A 17,087-nucleotide genomic window follows, 5' to 3' on the forward strand; every position below is an offset into this window, starting at 1 on the left:
TAAAGGAGGCAACAAACGTATGTATAAATCCATAATTATTGGTACAGGTCCTGCAGGCTACACAGCGGCTATTTATTTGGCACGTGCTAACATGAATCCGCTGATCATTGAAGGGATGCAGCCCGGTGGGCAGCTTACTACAACGACCGAAATTGAAAATTTTCCGGGTTTTGAGCAAGGTATCCTCGGGCCTGAACTGATGGATAATATGCGCAAGCAGGCTGAACGTTTTGGCGCTGAATTTACTTCCGGTTGGGTAGAGGAAGTGGATTTTAGCAAACGTCCTTTTAAAGTGAAGGTAGAGGGTAAAGGCATCATTGAGGCGGAGTCGGTCATTATTGCTACAGGTGCGTCCGCCAAATATCTTGGTATTCCGGGTGAGCAGGACAATGTAGGTCGCGGAGTCAGCACTTGCGCAACTTGCGATGGCTTCTTTTTCCGCGGGAAAAAGATTGTCGTGGTTGGCGGTGGCGATTCAGCCATGGAGGAAGCGAGCTTCTTGACCCGTTTTGCTTCCAGTGTAACCTTGGTCCATCGTCGCGATGAGTTGCGGGCATCCAAAATTATGCAAGATCGCGCGCGTGAGAACGAAAAAGTACATTGGGCATTAAACCGGACTCCTCTGGAAGTTGTGACGGGAGAATCTGGTTTAAAGGGTTTGAAGGTACACAATAATGAGACCAATCAGGATGAGCTGATTGAGGTAGATGGCGTGTTCGTAGCCATCGGGCATACACCGAATACAGGTTTCCTGAACGGACAAATCCATACGGATGAACACGGCTATATTGTAGTGAAGCCAGGCACAACGGAAACGAACATCCCCGGAGTTTTTGCCTGTGGGGACGTACAGGATAATCGTTACCGTCAAGCGATTACGGCTGCGGGAACGGGCTGTATGGCGGCTATGGACTGCGAGAAATATCTCGAAGGCAGTGCTGTTCACGACTGGAGCGAAACACTGGATCAATAAAAGCGTGTCTATAGTACACAAAAAGGCTAACGGGAGAGCGAAGGAAACCTCTGTTATGCCACATCTTTTGTTCAGGAAGAGAAAGCCTGCTGCGTTTGCACGGGCTTTCTCCTTTTTATGGGTGCATAAGGTTAAAAGTTCCTCTAATCGTACACTTTTCAACAAGGAAGTGTCCTTGACCGTAACGAGGGCTTCAATTATAGTTGGAACGTAGGATTACTATTATGAAGTAGGAATTATAAGCATATATTTCATACCAGGTTTTTAAGTAAACATAAAGGTGGCTTGGAACATGTCTGAAAGTATCTATGTGGGTGTCGATTTGGGCGGTACAGCGATTAAAGTAGGCATTTGTAATGAGAACGGACAGCTTTTGCACACATACGAGGGACCAACCGAAACCGATAAAGGTGTAGATGTTGTCATTGGTAATATCGAAAAATATGTGCGGCACATTGTTGAGGAATCTCCTTATGAGTGGGATCAACTCAAGGGTGTCGGTGCAGGCGTTGCAGGTTTTACGAATGTTCGTGATGGTATTATTGTCCTCGCTCCTAATATTGGCTTTCGTGACGTACCGATCCGTGCGCTCCTAGAGAACCGGATTGGCAAGCCTGTGAAAATAGACAATGATGCGAATGTTGCTGCGCTAGGTGAGGCTTGGGCTGGTGCAGGCAAAGGCATCGAAAACTGCGTATGCTATACCCTGGGAACAGGAGTAGGTGGCGGTATTATTATAAACGGTAGAATATACCAAGGTTCTTCAGGCATGGCCGGGGAAATTGGTCATATCAGCGTCGTACCTGATCTGGAGGCAATTCAGTGTGGATGCGGCAAAATGGGTTGCTTGGAAACTGTATCTTCTGCAACAGGCATCATTCGTATGGCCAAGGATGCTGTGGAACGTGGCGACCGGACCTCTCTGGCGCTGGAGGATCAAATTGCCGCCAAGGAAGTATTTGATGCTGCTAAAGCCGGGGATGAAGTCGCACTGCGTATCGTGAACCGGGCTGCCTTTTATTTGGGGAAATCCATGGCAGCGGTTGCCGCTGTGCTTAATCCAGAGTTGTTTATTATAGGCGGCGGTGTTTCTAAAGCAGGCGACTTTTTGTTTGAAGAGATGCGTCGCGTATACGCCAAGCTGGCACCTGAACCGCTTCAAAAAGGTGTATATATCGTACCAGCGGTGTTAGGCAATGACGCGGGTGTTGTAGGGGCTGCAGGGTTGCTGCTACGCTCCTGACCACAGGTTACTGATAATACGGGTACTGGCATAGAGCGAAGAAGCAAAAGGAGAGGGAAGTCCATATGACAGATAACCTAAAAAATGCTGCGCCGTGGGCAACGCTCATTATTATTACGGGGATGTCAGGCGCAGGGAAGACCATTGCGGTTCAGAGCCTGGAAGACTTGGGCTTCTTCTGTGTTGATAATTTGCCCCCTGTACTGATTCCCAAATTTGCAGAGTTGATTGAGCAGTCTAATGGTAAAATAGGCAAGGTTGCACTCGTCATTGATTTACGCGGACGAGAATTTTTCACTGCCTTGTCGGAATCGTTGAATTATATTAAAGATCATTTTACGATTCATTGTGAAATTTTATTCTTAAATGCGAATGATGGCGTTCTCGTACAGCGGTATAAGGAAAGTCGTAGACGTCATCCGCTGGCTCCAGACGGTATGCCTTTGGATGGGATTCGGTTGGAGCGCAAGATGTTGGAAGAACTAAAAAGCTCGGCTACACAGGTTATTGACACAAGTGTGATGAAGCCTGCAACTTTAAAGGCAAGGATTATTTCACGATTTTCTCATCTGGAGAGCAGTATGCTTTCCGTGAACATTACTTCTTTTGGCTTCAAGTATGGTATTCCCATTGATGCCGATCTTATATTCGATGTGCGCTTCCTGCCTAATCCCCACTATGTGGATCAACTACGTCCCCACACTGGACAGGATAGCGATGTATATGATTATGTCATGAAATGGCCCGAGACTCAGGCATTCTTGACCAAGTTGCTGGATATGTTACACTTTTTGATTCCGCAATATCGCAAAGAAGGCAAAAGCCAGGTCATTATCGGCATTGGCTGTACTGGCGGTAAGCATCGTTCTGTTGCAATATCGGAGTATTTAGGAAAAATGCTGGGTGCCAGCGAGACAGAATCTGTTTCTGTTTCGCATCGGGATGCTGATCGGGACCGGCATTAATGAGGTGAAATCATGAAAGAGACCGGATCACAACGGGAGCGCCCACGTATAGTTGTTATGGGCGGCGGAACCGGCTTGTCCGTCATGCTGCGGGGCTTAAAGCAAAAGCCGCTAGATATTACGGCTATTGTTACAGTCGCTGACGATGGCGGAAGTTCCGGGATTTTGCGCAGTGAGCTGCAGATGCCCCCCCCAGGGGATATTCGCAATGTGCTGACTGCCTTGGCTGACGTGGAACCAGTGATGTCAGATATGCTGAAATACCGTTTCGGTGCGGGATCAGGATTGTCAGGCCATAGTCTGGGCAATCTGATTTTAGCAGCGATGACCGATATATCGGGAGATTTTGTAACGGCGGTGCGTGAGCTTAGCCGTGTATTTGCTGTCCGGGGACGTGTGCTGCCAGCAGCCGAGGAAGGCGTTGTGCTAAGCGCCGAAATGGAGGATGGCACGGTGATTACCGGAGAGTCCAAGATCCCAGAAGCGGGCGGACGAATCAAACGCGTCTTTCTTGAACCGACTCACGTGGAGCCGTTGCCTGAGGCTGTAGAGGCCATTAATGAAGCTGATGCGATTTTGATTGGCCCCGGCAGTCTATATACCAGCATATTACCGAATTTGCTTGTACCTAAACTCGCTGAAGCTGTAGTGAAATCAGACGCTATCAAAATATTTGTCTGTAACGTTATGACCCAGCCTGGTGAAACCGATGGCTATACAGTAGGAGACCATCTGCAAGCTATTTTTGAGCATGTAGGGCATCATCTCTTCGACTATGTCATTGTAAATAACGGAGAAATTCCACCCCAAGTACAGGAAATGTATGCCGAGCAGGGAGCCAAGCCAGTTCAAGTAGACATGGGCGAGCTGACCGACCGGGGATATAAAGTGGTGGCAGATACATTAGTTCTGTTCCGCACGTATTTACGGCATGATGCAGACAAATTGAGCCAGCATATTTACCAATTGGTACAAAACTGGATATTAAGAAGGAGGTGAGTCCCTTGTCCTTTGCGGCACAAACGAAAAAAGAGCTTACGATGATTGAAAGCCAGTCCTGCTGTGAGAAAGCGGAACTATCTGCGCTCATACGTATGCTCGGATCCGTACAACTGTCGAATAAAAGGGTGATATTGGACGTGTCCACAGAAAATGCCGCGATTGCAAGGCGGATTTACTCCTTGATCAAGAAGCATTTTCAACTTCATATCGAACTGCTTGTACGGAAAAAAATGCGCTTGAAAAAAAATAATGTGTACATTGTCCGTATTCCTAATGATGTGCAACAACTGCTAAAGGATCTTTATATCGTCTCAGAAGGTTTCTTGTTCACTGACGGGATTAATCGGGATATTGTTCGGAAAAACTGTTGTAAGAGAGCTTATTTACGGGGCGCCTTTATGGCAGGTGGCTCTGTCAACAATCCTGAAGGATCATCTTACCACCTTGAAATTTCCTCGATGTATGAGGAGCATTGTCAGGCACTCGTTGATCTTGCGAATGAGTTTCATCTAAATGCTCGCTGTATTGAGCGAAAAAAAGGTTTTATTCTCTACATCAAGGAAGGCGAGAAGATCATTGAGCTGCTTAGCATCATTGGGGCGCATCAAGCCTTGTTCAAATTTGAAGATGTACGCATTATGCGCGATATGCGCAATTCCGTGAATCGTATTGTCAATTGTGAAACGGCTAATTTGAACAAGACAATTGGAGCTGCTGTCCGGCAAATTGAGAATATTAAGTTGCTGGAGAGAGAAGTTGGCTTGGAGACCTTGCCGGATAAACTGCGTGAAGTGGCAGAAGTTCGGCTCGCTCATCCCGATTTGAATTTGAAAGAAGTCGGGGAAATGCTCAAAGGGGTCGTGAGTAAATCGGGTGTAAATCATCGGCTTCGCAAAATTGATGAGATGGCTGACAAAATCAGGGGCGAAAATGGCCTGATTCCGTAAAAAGAATGTTGGTGGGGCTTTTAGCCCCAGTTTTTTTAGTTTTTTTTCTAGTGTCTGTCCCGGGTTAATGTTATAATGTGATAAATAAAATGGAGTAAGTAGTGTCCAGATTTATTTGATGAGGGGGTAAGCTGACATGTCAAAACATCCGGTAGTCGTACGTTTGAAAACAGGACTGCACGCCAGACCTGCTGCGTTGTTCGTACAGGAAGCGAATAAATATTCATCTGAGATTTTTGTGGAAAAAGATGACAAAAAGGTTAATGCCAAGAGCATCATGGGTATTATGAGTCTTGCCATCAGCACAGGTACTGAAATCAATATTAGTGCTGAAGGTGCGGATGCCGAACAGGCTGTAAACGCTTTAGTAAGTCTGGTTAGTAAGGTAGAGCTGGAAAATCAATAAACAAAGACTTGTTTTGTAATATGGTGTATGATCTTAGTGAAAAGCCCCTTTGGGGCTTTTTTTATATCCAGAAAAAAGTCTTCGAACACTCCTCAGTTAACTGTTTTATGTGTGGATTTATTGGATATAGAGGCCGTATTAAGTTCAAACTATAAATAATGAAAATCCTCGTGGTCATGCTCTGTTTCGGAAATTTGTACGCTTGGCTGCAACCTTTTTCCGTCTTTTCCGTCTGGAAGGTACAAACATTTACTAGAAAGAGGTTGAATTCAATGAGACTTTGGACAAAAACAGTAGCCACAGCAGTTCTCACAGGTGCATTAATAGCAGGGGGAGTAGCAGGAGGATTATGGACAGGGGCAGAGCGTGCTTATGCTGCGTCAACAGCTTCGACGGTAAACGGTGTAATTAATGTGATTGGAAGCGGGGAAGTATTGGCAAAGCCCAATATTGCTTATCTCTCTATCGGTGTACAATCGGAAGGGAATACGGCAGCCGCTGCTCAAAAAGCTAATGCTACAAAATTGAACAAGGTTACACAACTGCTGAAAGAAAAGTGGAGCATCAGCGGAGATGACATTCAGACCAGCCAGTTTTATGTACAGCCTAACTACACCTATAACGAAAAAGAAGGGCAGAAGCTCAAAGGCTACACTGCCAACCATACACTTTCCGTTAAATACCGCGATTTGGATAAAATAGGTCAGTTGTTGGATGAGGCGACCAAGTCCGGAGCCAATAACGTAGATAATGTTCGTTTTTCGGTGGAAGATCCTTCGACTTATGAGGAAGAAGCCATTACTAAAGCATTGGGAAGCGCACAATCTAAAGCCAGTGCTGTAGCTAAAGCGGCCAAACGCGGATTAGGTGCTCTTGTGAATGTGACGGTAGATGGCGGAGAAGCACAAGTCTTTACACAACGTGAAAATGCCATGTCAAAATCGCTCATGGATTTAGCAGGTAGCGGGACAGACATACAATCGGGGCAAGTAACAGTGAAAGTTCAGGTGTCGGCTCAATACGAAATGAACTAATATTAGATCATCAAACGAAGCCACAAGCGGCCTGCATCATGCGCAGGCTGGCTTGCTGGCTTTTTTTGTATACCGAAACCTTTTTGTAATGAGTCTGTCATAGCTAAGGGTTATTAGGTGTACAGATTGAAATCGGGGAGTGTACAGATTGTAAACTACATACAATGGGGTATAGATATAATAAGTAAAGTGATTATTTACACATAGACAATACAGAAATAATAACAGGAGGAATACTTAATATGAATAAGCATACGAAAAAATGGGGTTCAGCACTGCTGGCAGCAGGGATTTTAGCAGGAGTTGCAGCTGTTCCCGTTTCATATATCCAGGCAGCATCGATTAAACAGCAGCAAGCGGCAACACAGCAACCAGGAATCACTATCCAATGGAATGGTAAAACGTTGCCCGCTAAAGGTGTTCAAGTGAACGGGAGTACAATGATTCCGGTGGCCGCACTGCGTGACAGCTTGGGGATTCCAGTAAGCTATGATGCGAAAGCAACGACCTATACCGTAGGTAGCGGGTACAATAAACTTTACATTATGGCTTCTTCCTCGGATGCCTACGTCAACGTCAATGGAATCAATACACGTAGTATGGATGCCAAACAGATCGCTGGGAAGCTATACATTCCTATGAGTCTGTTGAAAGACTATCTAGGCATAGATGCTCAATGGAACGCAGCTCAGAAGACAGTAACGCTAAGTAAAAGTCAGCTAAACCCGATCACAATTGCGTCTCAAACACTTCCAGCTTCGAGTAATGCGAAGGTATCTTACAAAGTTAAGTATCCGCAAATCAGCGGCAGCCAGCTGAATCCTGAGGCAGAGCAAGCCATTAACCATGTGCTTAAAAAGCATGCAGAGGGTATATTGGCAGCAGGCAAAAAGATAATGGCTGAGGGAGAGGCTACAACAGAAAGACCGTATGATTTCGAAAATGATTTTGCAATTGCCTATAACAAGGACGGTATTCTAAGTGTGATTATGCAGGATTACTCGTATATGGGTGGCGCACATGGAATGACGGTACGTAAAGGATATACGTTCTCGCTCGCTGATGGTAAACTGCTGCAGTTGTCTGACGTATTGAAGGCGAATCCAAATTACAAAAAGTTCCTCAATGCTGATTTGAAGAAAAAAATCGATGCGCTTCAGGCTGGTGAAGGATTCGGTAAATTTAAAGAGCTGGCGGCAGATCAGAATTTTTATGTGACGAACAGTGGAGTAACAATCGTGTTTGATTTGTATGATTATGCGCCATACGCGTATGGAATTCCGGAGTTTACCTACTCGTTCGGTCAACTGCTGCCTCAAGGCGGAAAGCCTTTTGCGGGACAGATTTAATAGTAGAAATGAGTAAGTTGGACTGTCTATACTCTAAAAAACAATAAAGCAAAAAAGCTGCCTACCGGATAATAACATCCGGAGCAGCTTTTTCATTTACCAGCTATCGAGAGGCGAATTTCTTCTCTTATACACCTTCTGGAGAGGAGCTAGTTAGCACTTTATCAATAATACCGTATTCCTTGGCATCATCAGCAGACATGAAGTAGTCACGGTCTGTATCTTTTTCAATGCGTTCCAGTGGTTGGCCTGTGCGATCTGCGAGAATGCGGTTCAGTTTATCACGCATTTTCAGAATGCGGCGTGCGCGGATTTCGATATCCGTTGCCTGGCCTTGTGCACCACCCAGAGGTTGGTGAATCATAATTTCACTGTTTGGCAAAGCGAAACGTTTACCTTTGGCGCCTGCATTCAGCAAGAACGCGCCCATGGAAGCCGCCATACCTACACAAATCGTAGATACATCAGGTTTAATGTATTGCATCGTATCGAAAATGGCCATACCAGCTGTAATGGAACCGCCAGGACTGTTAATATACAAGTGAATATCTTTTTCAGGATCTTCGGCAGCCAAAAACAGCATTTGCGCAATTATAGAGTTGGCTACAACGTCATTGACGTCCGAGCCTAACAAAATAATGCGATCCTTTAACAGTCTGGAATAAATGTCATAGGCGCGTTCGCCGCGGTTACTTTGTTCTACTACCATAGGAACATAGCTCACGTCAAAAAACCTCCCTTAAATATCGTTAGTGGATTTGGTGGACATGCCGAGTACACGTCCCTTATTTATAAACTGTTACCGTATTAACCACATGATAAACAATTTCAAACAAAAAGTCAAAGAAAGTCAAACTAATGATTAAAAAAAAGAGCCCTCAGCGCTCTTATTGGTTAAAACATTATATAGAAGCATTTAAGCGTTCATTTAAAATGGCGCGCCCGCGAGGAATCGAACCTCGATCTCAGGCTCCGGAGGCCTACGTCATATCCGTTGGACCACGGGCGCATAGTTGATTCAATGCAAACAACTAACTAATTAAACAGCTAATTGGAAACAAAGATGATTATATGATATACAGCAGTGAATTGCAAGCTTTTATTAAATGCGCATATTCAGACAAATGGTTGAGAAATATAGGTTCAGATAGACTTGCATATGGAGCAAATATTGGTTAAGATATACGTGGGACTTAAAAAGTTATCCCGGGACGTTTTAAGACCAGTTAGAGATAGAGCATTAGAGACAGAACTTAGAAGTGTGCGGGAGTGGAAAGCATGCGAAAGATATTAGAAATACAGAAGCAGCTTCTGCCCGACCTCATGGATGTTTTGAAAAAAAGGTACACGATCCTGCATCAGATTATGCTGTCCGATGTTGTTGGACGCAGAACACTGGCAGCTTCACTGAACATGACCGAGCGCGTGTTGCGCGCCGAAACCGATCTTCTTAAAGCTCAGGGGCTAATTGAGATTGAGAGTGTAGGCATGAAGGTGAGCAAAGCAGGACTGGATCTGCTGGAACAGCTGGAGCCGATTGCGAACAACTTGTTCGGCCTGTCCCAATTGGAGGACCAGATTCGTCAAGCCTATGGTTTGAGGAAGGTGGTTGTCGTTCCAGGGGATTCGGATGTTTCTCCGTTAACAAAGCAGGAGCTGGGGCGCGCTGGAGCAAAAGCGTTGCTAAGTGTTATGGACGACGAGGATGTGGTCGCTGTAACAGGTGGCACGACGATTGCAGACGTGGCGGAACAACTGGCATTGCCTTCTAATGGCCCCCTTAAGGGTGGGTGGTTTGTACCGGCACGCGGGGGTTTGGGAGAAAGCATGGAAATGCAGGCCAACACAATTGCTTCCACAATGGCTCGCAAGGTCGGCGCTCAATACCGTCTGCTCCATGTACCGGATTTGCTCAGCAATCATGCTTACAACTCCTTGCTTGAAGATGCGAACATTCAGGATATATTGAGCCTGATTCGCGAGAGTCGTATCATCATTCACGGGATAGGCAACGCCATAGCGATGGCACATAGACGTAAACTTGATCCCGAAACCTTTGCCCAGATCAGCAGTGAAGGGGCGGTAGCCGAATCGTTTGGTTATTATTTTAACGAAGATGGCGTCGTTGTTCACAGAATGCTGACGCTTGGACTCCGATTGGAGGACATTAGGCGTACCGATACGGTTCTAGGTGTAGCTGGAGGCAAGAACAAGGCGGCCGCTATTCATGCGGTACTGCGTTTCGGGCAAGAAGACATTTTGGTCACCGACGAAGGCGCTGCTGTTGAGATTGTAAGTCGTTATTTAAATGATTAATATAGGATTTATGAATCTGTTGTCTTGACAGGCTTTCGGGTCTGTCTTGAATATATAAAACTAAACTAAACGAACTTTGGGAGGAACTCACTCATGACAGTTAAAGTTGGTATTAATGGTTTCGGACGTATTGGACGCCTTGCTTTCCGTCGGATTCAAAACGTGGAAGGTATTGAAGTAGTAGCAATCAATGACTTGACAGATTCCAAAATGTTGGCACATTTGTTGAAATATGATACAACACAAGGCAATTTCCAAGGACAAGTAGAAGTACATGATGGCTTCTTCAAAGTAAACGGTAAAGAAGTTAAAGTTTTGGCTAACCGCAACCCTGAAGAACTGCCTTGGGGAGACCTGGGTGTAGACATCGTTCTGGAATGCACAGGTTTCTTCACAACTAAAGAAGCTGCTGAGAAACATTTGAAAGGCGGCGCTAAAAAAGTTGTTATCTCCGCTCCAGCTACTGGCGACATGAAAACTGTCGTTTACAACGTAAACCATGAAATTCTGGATGGAACTGAAACTGTAATCTCTGGTGCTTCTTGCACAACGAACTGCCTGGCTCCTATGGCTAAAACACTGCAAGATAAATTTGGTATCGTTGAAGGTTTGATGACTACAATTCATGCTTACACTGGCGACCAAAACACTTTGGATGCTCCACATGCTAAAGGTGACTTCCGTCGTGCTCGTGCAGCAGCTGAAAACATCATTCCTAACACAACTGGTGCTGCTAAAGCAATCGGTTTGGTTATCCCTGAGTTGAAAGGTAAATTGGATGGCGCAGCTCAACGTGTTCCAGTACCTACAGGTTCCCTGACTGAGTTGGTAACAGTTCTGGAGAAAAACGTAACTGCTGAAGAAATCAACGCAGCGATGAAAGAAGCTTCCGATCCTGAAACTTATGGATACACTGAAGATCAAATCGTTTCTTCCGACATCAAAGGCCTCACTTTCGGTTCTTTGTTTGATGCAACTCAAACTAAAGTTCTGACTGTCGGCGACAAACAACTGGTGAAAACTGTAGCTTGGTATGACAACGAAATGTCCTACACTGCACAATTGATCCGCACGTTGGAATACTTCGCTAAACTGGCTAAATAATAAGAACTTTCTTATTAGTAACATCATAGAGCGGAAACAGGTTATTGTTTCCGCTCTTTATATATCAAAATGTGCCTTAAATTCCTGTTTCGTAAAATTATAAGGGTGCGGAGGAATATGGAGATGAACAAAAAGAGCGTACGTGATATAGAACTGAATGGAAAACGGGTGTTTGTTCGTGTAGATTTTAACGTTCCGGTTGAAGACGGTAAAATTACAGATGACAAGCGTATTCGTGAAACCTTGCCAACCATTAACTACCTGATTGAAAAAGGTGCAAAAGTTATTTTGGCAAGTCACTTTGGACGTCCAAAAGGTCAGGTTGTTGAATCCATGCGTCTGACTCCTGTTGGCGTACGTTTGTCTGAACTGCTGAAAAAGCCAGTAGTTAAAGTGGACGAAGCAGTAGGCGAAGCTGTTAAAGCGAAAGTGGCTGAACTGCAAAACGGCGACGTGCTGTTGCTTGAAAATGTACGTTTCTATGCAGGAGAAGAAAAGAATGATCCTGAGTTGGCGAAGCAATTTGCTGAATTGGCTGACGTTTTCGTGAATGACGCATTCGGCGCAGCACACCGTGCTCATGCTTCCACTGAAGGTATCGCTCATATTCTTCCGGCTGTTTCCGGCCTGCTGATGGAAAAAGAATTGTCTGTTATTGGTAAAGCTCTGTCGAATCCAGATCGTCCTTTTACAGCCATTATCGGCGGTTCCAAAGTAAAAGACAAAATCGACGTGATCGACAACCTGCTGAACATTGCAGATAACGTAATCATTGGTGGCGGTTTGACTTATACATTCTTCAAAGCTCAAGGTTATGAAGTGGGTCAATCTTTGCTGGATGAATCCAAACTGGACGTAGCTCTTGGATTTATCGAAAAAGCGAAGAAACTCGGCAAAAACTTCTATCTTCCGGTGGATATTGTTGTGTCTGACGATTTCAGCGCTACGGCGAACACAGATATTGTGGATATCGACGGCATTCCTGCAGCTTGGGAAGGCGTGGACATCGGACCAAAAACACGTAAAATCTATGCAGATGTGATCAAAAACTCCAAACTGGTTGTATGGAACGGACCAATGGGCGTATTTGAAATCGAACCTTTCGCTGGTGGTACTCGTGAAGTAGCGGAAGCTTGCGCAACAACAGAAGCATACACCATCATTGGTGGCGGTGATTCTGCGGCTGCGGCTGAAAAATTCCACTTGGCTGACAAGATGGATCATATTTCCACTGGCGGCGGCGCATCTCTGGAATTTATGGAAGGCAAAGCACTTCCGGGTGTTGTTGCACTGAACGATAAATAATCAAACGCACTATGCGTGAATAAAGCTTTAGGGCACCTAATAGTTAGGAGTTGAAACCATTGAGAACACCGATTATCGCGGGTAACTGGAAGATGTTTAAAACCGTACCAGAAGCTAAAACTTTCATCGAAGAGATCAAAGGCAAAGCAGAGGTTGCAGGAGTGGAAAGCGTGATTTGCGCACCATTTACGAATCTTCCTGCTCTGGTTGAAGCAGTAAAAGGCACGTCTATTAAAATTGGCGCACAAAACCTGCACTTTGCAGAAGATGGTGCATTTACAGGTGAAATTAGCGGCGGAATGCTGAAAGATCTGGGCGTAGACTACGTTGTGATCGGACACTCCGAACGTCGTGAATATTTTAATGAAACAGACGAAACGGTGAACAAAAAGGTTCATGCGGCATTCCGTCATGACCTGACTCCAATCGTATGTGTAGGCGAAAAGCTGGAAGATCGTGAAGCTGGACAAACCAAAGAAGTTGTAAAAGTGCAAACTGTAGCAGCTTTTGCTGGTTTGGCTAAGGATCAGGCTGCACAAGTAGTTGTTGCTTATGAGCCAATCTGGGCCATCGGAACAGGCAAATCCTCCACTTCGCAGGATGCGAATGAAGTGATTTCCTATATCCGCAGTCTGATTAAAGAGCTGTATGATGAAAATACAGCAAATGCTGTACGTATTCAGTATGGTGGTAGTGTAAAACCTGAAAATGTTACTGAGTACCTGGGTCAAAGCGATATCGACGGCGCGCTCGTGGGCGGTGCCAGTCTTCAACCGGCGTCGTACATCGCGCTTGTTGAGGGGGCGAAGTAAGATGACAGCACCAAAACCGGTAGCTTTAATTATTATGGACGGGTTCGGACTGCGTGACACCGTGGAAGGCAATGCGGTTGCACAGGCCAACAAACCGAATTACGACCGGTATTTACAACAGTATCCTCATACGACGCTGACGGCTTCTGGCGAAGCAGTAGGTTTGCCGGAAGGACAAATGGGTAACTCTGAAGTGGGTCACTTGAACATCGGCGCAGGCCGTATCGTATATCAAGACTTGACTCGTATTTCGAAGTCCATCCGTGAAGGTGAATTCTACGACAATGAAACACTGGTTAAAGCAGTGCAACATGCCAAGAAGAACAACACGAAACTTCACCTGTACGGACTTCTGTCCGACGGCGGCGTGCATAGCCATATCAGCCATCTGTTCGCTATGCTGGACTTGGCGAAAAAAGAAGGCCTAACAGAAGTGTACATTCATGCTTTCATGGATGGACGCGACGTTATGCCAGACAGCGGCGTAGGCTTCATGCAGCAGCTGATCGCTAAGATTCAAGAAGTGGGCGTAGGTAAAATTGCGACTGTACAAGGACGCTATTATGCTATGGACCGCGACAAACGTTGGGAACGTGTAGAGAAATCTTACCGTGCAATCGTATACGGAGAAGGACCTCAATACACAGATCCAATGGAAGCATTGAAAGAATCGTATGAAAAATCAGTGTTCGACGAATTTGTGGAGCCAACTGTTATTGTGAAGGCTGACGGAAGTCCTGTAGGGCTGGTCGAAAGCAATGACTCTGTTATCTTCCTCAACTTCCGTCCTGACCGTGCGATTCAACTGTCTCAGGTATTTACAAACGCGGACTTCCGTGGTTTTGACCGTGGCCCGAAATGGCCTAAAGATTTGCACTTTGTTTGCCTGACGTTGTTCAGCGAAACGGTTGAGGGCTTTGTAGCTTACGAACCGAAAAATCTGGATAACACGTTTGGTGAAGTGTTGGTTCAAAACAACAAGAAGCAATTGCGTATTGCTGAGACTGAAAAATATCCGCACGTTACTTTCTTTTTCAGTGGCGGACGTGATGTGGAGCTTCCTGGCGAAACTCGTATTTTGATCAACTCGCCTAAAGTGGCTACATATGACTTGCAGCCGGAAATGAGTGCGTATGAAGTAGCGGATGCTGCTGTTAAGGAAATCGAAGCCGACAAGCATGATGCGATTATCCTGAACTTTGCCAATCCGGATATGGTTGGACACTCCGGTATGCTGGAGCCAACGATTAAGGCGGTAGAGACGACGGATGAATGTGTTGGACGTGTTGTAGATGCGGTTAAAGCCAAAGGTGGCGTGGTTATTATCATTGCCGACCATGGTAACGCGGATATGGAAATTGATGAGCAGGGACGTCCGTTCACAGCTCACACAACGAATCCGGTTCCGTTCATTTTGACTGACGAAAATATCGTTTTGCGTGAGCATGGAATATTGGCTGACGTAGCTCCAACGCTTCTGGATTTGATGCAACTTCCGCAACCTGCGGAAATGACAGGAAAATCTATGATTGCATCCCGCAAGTAAGCTTGATTTAATAAGTATAGGCTTGACCAATAAATCATGATTCACAAAGGAGATTAAGTACAAATGACTATTATTTCTGACGTGTACGCTCGCGAAGTCCTCGACTCCCGTGGTAACCCTACGGTTGAAGTTGAAGTATATCTGGAATCCGGTGCTATCGGTAGTGCTATCGTTCCTTCCGGTGCCTCCACAGGCGCTCACGAAGCTGTAGAACTTCGTGATAACGACAAATCCCGTTACCTGGGTAAAGGCGTTCTGCAAGCTGTTAAAAACGTGAACGAAATTATTGCTCCTGAAGTAATCGGCTTGGATGCTGTGAACCAAGTAGAAATCGACACGCTGATGATCAAATTGGATGGTACACATAACAAAGGTAAATTGGGTGCAAACGCAATTCTGGCTGTATCCATGGCTGTAGCTCGTGCTGCTGCTGAAGCTCTGGGCTTGCCACTGTACACTTACCTGGGCGGATTCAATGCTAAACAATTGCCAGTACCAATGATGAACATCGTTAATGGTGGCGCTCATGCCGACAATAACGTTGACGTACAAGAGTTCATGGTTCTGCCTGTAGGCGCTCCTACATTCAAAGAAGCTCTGCGTGTAGGCGCAGAAATCTTCCACAACCTGAAATCCGTACTGAACTCCAAAGGTTTGAACACAGCTGTTGGTGATGAAGGTGGTTTTGCTCCTAACTTCAAATCTAACGAAGAAGCTCTGTCCACTATTATCGAAGCGATCGAAAAAGCTGGTTACAAACCAGGTGTTGACGTATTCCTCGGTATGGACGTTGCTTCCACTGAGTTCTTCAAAGATGGAAAATATACTTTGGAAGGCGAAGGCAAATCCTTCACTTCTGCTGAGTTCGTTGACCTGCTTGCTTCTTGGGTTGATAAATACCCAATCATCACTATTGAAGATGGTTGCTCCGAAGATGACTGGGAAGGTTGGAAATTGCTCACTGAAAAATTGGGCAACAAAATCCAATTGGTTGGTGACGACCTGTTCGTAACAAACACAGAGCGTCTGGCTAAAGGTATCGATGAAAACATCGGTAACTCCATCCTGATCAAAGTAAACCAAATCGGTACGCTGACTGAAACATTCGATGCTATCGAATTGGCTAAACGTGCAGGGTACACAGCTGTTATCTCTCACCGTTCCGGTGAATCCGAAGACAGCACAATCGCTGATATCGCTGTTGCAACAAATGCAGGCCAAATTAAAACAGGTGCTCCTTCCCGTACTGACCGTATTGCGAAGTACAACCAATTGCTCCGCATTGAGGATCAACTGGGTGAACTGGCTCAATACCACGGCCTGAAATCTTTCTACAACCTGAAAAAATAATATTGCGCAAAAATGCTGATGGCGTTTCTGACCCATGATTTATGATCATGAAGTCTGAACGCTCAAAGCTTTTACGCATGAATAAAACAGGCCTACTCGCCACCGCGAGCAGGTCTGTTTTTTGTTATTATGGATGTGTATGAGAATTTATAACTTTGCAAAGGCTTAATGGCTGAGTGACTTGCTATAGCTGTTGTTATCTACTGGAAGCTGTGGTAGAATAAAAATAGTGTTTTGCGTTAATCTCCGGCTATTTATAACATGATATGTACATGTTTTCATAAAAGAGGCTGTGTTGTTTTGCAAAACAGATGTATAAGCTCAGGAGGTGGGATTTTTCATGGAAATCTTTTTGAAAGTGCTGCTCGTTGTGTTCTCGATTGCTGTTATTGCGGTTGTTTTACTGCAAAAGGGGAAAAGCGCAGGTTTGTCCGGTGCCATCTCTGGCGGTGCTGAGCATCTGTTCGGCAAGACAAAAGCTCGCGGTATGGATTTGATTTTACAACGCGCAACTGCTGTTTTGGGTGCGGGTTTCATGATCGTTTCTGTTTTAGTTGCATTTTTTGCAAAATAAGATAAATATGTACCTTAAGCCTTCGTTTCGCGGGAAACGGGGGCTTTTTTTAGATTTTGGACAGGCAGGGATGCCGTCGATTAAATTCGTGTATACTAGGGTATGAGTATATTAAGAGCCTTGTATCAGGAACAAGGACATGCGGATTTTATTACTGAAAA

At 45.2% G+C, this 17,087-nt stretch carries 16 protein-coding genes and 1 tRNA gene; 15 read left to right on the plus strand and 2 right to left on the minus strand.

The features are described from left to right. Nucleotides 1–19: 19 nt before the first annotated feature. The 8 genes from trxB (at nucleotide 20) to ACYCS5_RS15705 (ending at nucleotide 7,919) form a co-directional block, all read left to right on the plus strand. Nucleotides 20–973: a thioredoxin-disulfide reductase gene (gene trxB, locus ACYCS5_RS15670; protein ID WP_029518998.1), complete on the plus strand. Its 954-nt coding sequence runs from the start codon at nucleotides 20–22 to the stop codon at nucleotides 971–973. 292 nt (nucleotides 974–1,265) lie between these two features. Further along, nucleotides 1,266–2,216: an ROK family glucokinase gene (locus ACYCS5_RS15675; protein WP_029518997.1), complete on the plus strand. Its 951-nt coding sequence runs from the start codon at nucleotides 1,266–1,268 to the stop codon at nucleotides 2,214–2,216. A gap of 65 nt (nucleotides 2,217–2,281) precedes the next feature. Then, the gene (rapZ, locus tag ACYCS5_RS15680; protein ID WP_013308254.1) at nucleotides 2,282–3,181 is read left to right on the plus strand and encodes an RNase adapter RapZ; all 900 of its coding nucleotides are present in this window, start codon (nucleotides 2,282–2,284) and stop codon (nucleotides 3,179–3,181) included. Nucleotides 3,182–3,193: 12 nt separating this feature from the next. Continuing rightward, on the plus strand, nucleotides 3,194–4,180 hold the full coding sequence (locus ACYCS5_RS15685) for a gluconeogenesis factor YvcK family protein (protein ID WP_023986485.1): 987 nt from the start codon (nucleotides 3,194–3,196) through the stop codon (nucleotides 4,178–4,180). A gap of 5 nt (nucleotides 4,181–4,185) precedes the next feature. After that, entirely contained in the window at nucleotides 4,186–5,130 is a 945-nt protein-coding gene (whiA, locus tag ACYCS5_RS15690) for a DNA-binding protein WhiA (protein ID WP_029518996.1), read from the plus strand. A 136-nt stretch (nucleotides 5,131–5,266) separates the two neighbouring features. Further along, entirely contained in the window at nucleotides 5,267–5,536 is a 270-nt protein-coding gene (locus tag ACYCS5_RS15695; protein ID WP_013308257.1) for an HPr family phosphocarrier protein, read from the plus strand. 272 nt (nucleotides 5,537–5,808) lie between these two features. Then, complete coding sequence (locus ACYCS5_RS15700) at nucleotides 5,809–6,570, plus strand: SIMPL domain-containing protein (protein WP_069012121.1); 762 nt, start codon at nucleotides 5,809–5,811, stop codon at nucleotides 6,568–6,570. A 242-nt stretch (nucleotides 6,571–6,812) separates the two neighbouring features. Then, nucleotides 6,813–7,919: a PdaC/SigV domain-containing protein gene (locus ACYCS5_RS15705; protein WP_165149356.1), complete on the plus strand. Its 1,107-nt coding sequence runs from the start codon at nucleotides 6,813–6,815 to the stop codon at nucleotides 7,917–7,919. A gap of 127 nt (nucleotides 7,920–8,046) precedes the next feature. Here ACYCS5_RS15705 and clpP read toward each other — a convergent pair whose 3' ends face one another. Then, nucleotides 8,047–8,643, minus strand: a complete 597-nt coding sequence (gene clpP, locus ACYCS5_RS15710) for an ATP-dependent Clp endopeptidase proteolytic subunit ClpP (RefSeq protein ID WP_013368815.1) — start codon at nucleotides 8,641–8,643, stop codon at nucleotides 8,047–8,049. Between the two features lie 210 nt (nucleotides 8,644–8,853). Continuing rightward, nucleotides 8,854–8,928, minus strand: a tRNA-Arg gene (locus ACYCS5_RS15715). 269 nt (nucleotides 8,929–9,197) lie between these two features. On the opposite strand from ACYCS5_RS15715, the gene ACYCS5_RS15720 reads away from it, so the two are divergent. The 7 genes from ACYCS5_RS15720 to secG all read left to right on the plus strand — a co-directional run bounded on the left by ACYCS5_RS15720 (nucleotide 9,198) and on the right by secG (nucleotide 16,926). After that, a complete protein-coding gene (locus ACYCS5_RS15720) occupies nucleotides 9,198–10,235 on the plus strand; it encodes a sugar-binding transcriptional regulator (protein WP_340883999.1) in 1,038 nt (345 codons plus the stop codon). 93 nt (nucleotides 10,236–10,328) lie between these two features. Then, complete coding sequence (gap, locus tag ACYCS5_RS15725) at nucleotides 10,329–11,339, plus strand: type I glyceraldehyde-3-phosphate dehydrogenase (protein WP_023986488.1); 1,011 nt, start codon at nucleotides 10,329–10,331, stop codon at nucleotides 11,337–11,339. 123 nt (nucleotides 11,340–11,462) lie between these two features. Then, nucleotides 11,463–12,644, plus strand: coding sequence for a phosphoglycerate kinase (locus ACYCS5_RS15730; RefSeq protein WP_029518988.1), 1,182 nt, complete (start codon nucleotides 11,463–11,465; stop codon nucleotides 12,642–12,644). 59 nt (nucleotides 12,645–12,703) lie between these two features. Then, nucleotides 12,704–13,456 (plus strand): triose-phosphate isomerase, encoded by a 753-nt coding sequence (gene tpiA / locus ACYCS5_RS15735; protein WP_023986490.1) that lies wholly within the window; start codon nucleotides 12,704–12,706, stop codon nucleotides 13,454–13,456. Nucleotide 13,457: 1 nt separating this feature from the next. Next, nucleotides 13,458–15,002, plus strand: a complete 1,545-nt coding sequence (gene gpmI / locus ACYCS5_RS15740; protein WP_013308265.1) for a 2,3-bisphosphoglycerate-independent phosphoglycerate mutase — start codon at nucleotides 13,458–13,460, stop codon at nucleotides 15,000–15,002. A 63-nt stretch (nucleotides 15,003–15,065) separates the two neighbouring features. Then, nucleotides 15,066–16,352 (plus strand): phosphopyruvate hydratase, encoded by a 1,287-nt coding sequence (gene eno / locus ACYCS5_RS15745; RefSeq protein ID WP_013308266.1) that lies wholly within the window; start codon nucleotides 15,066–15,068, stop codon nucleotides 16,350–16,352. Between the two features lie 340 nt (nucleotides 16,353–16,692). Then, nucleotides 16,693–16,926: a preprotein translocase subunit SecG gene (secG, locus tag ACYCS5_RS15750; RefSeq protein ID WP_013308268.1), complete on the plus strand. Its 234-nt coding sequence runs from the start codon at nucleotides 16,693–16,695 to the stop codon at nucleotides 16,924–16,926. The last annotated feature ends 161 nt before the right edge of the window (nucleotides 16,927–17,087 follow it).

It is taken from the genome of Paenibacillus sp. SEL3, assembly GCF_054602585.1.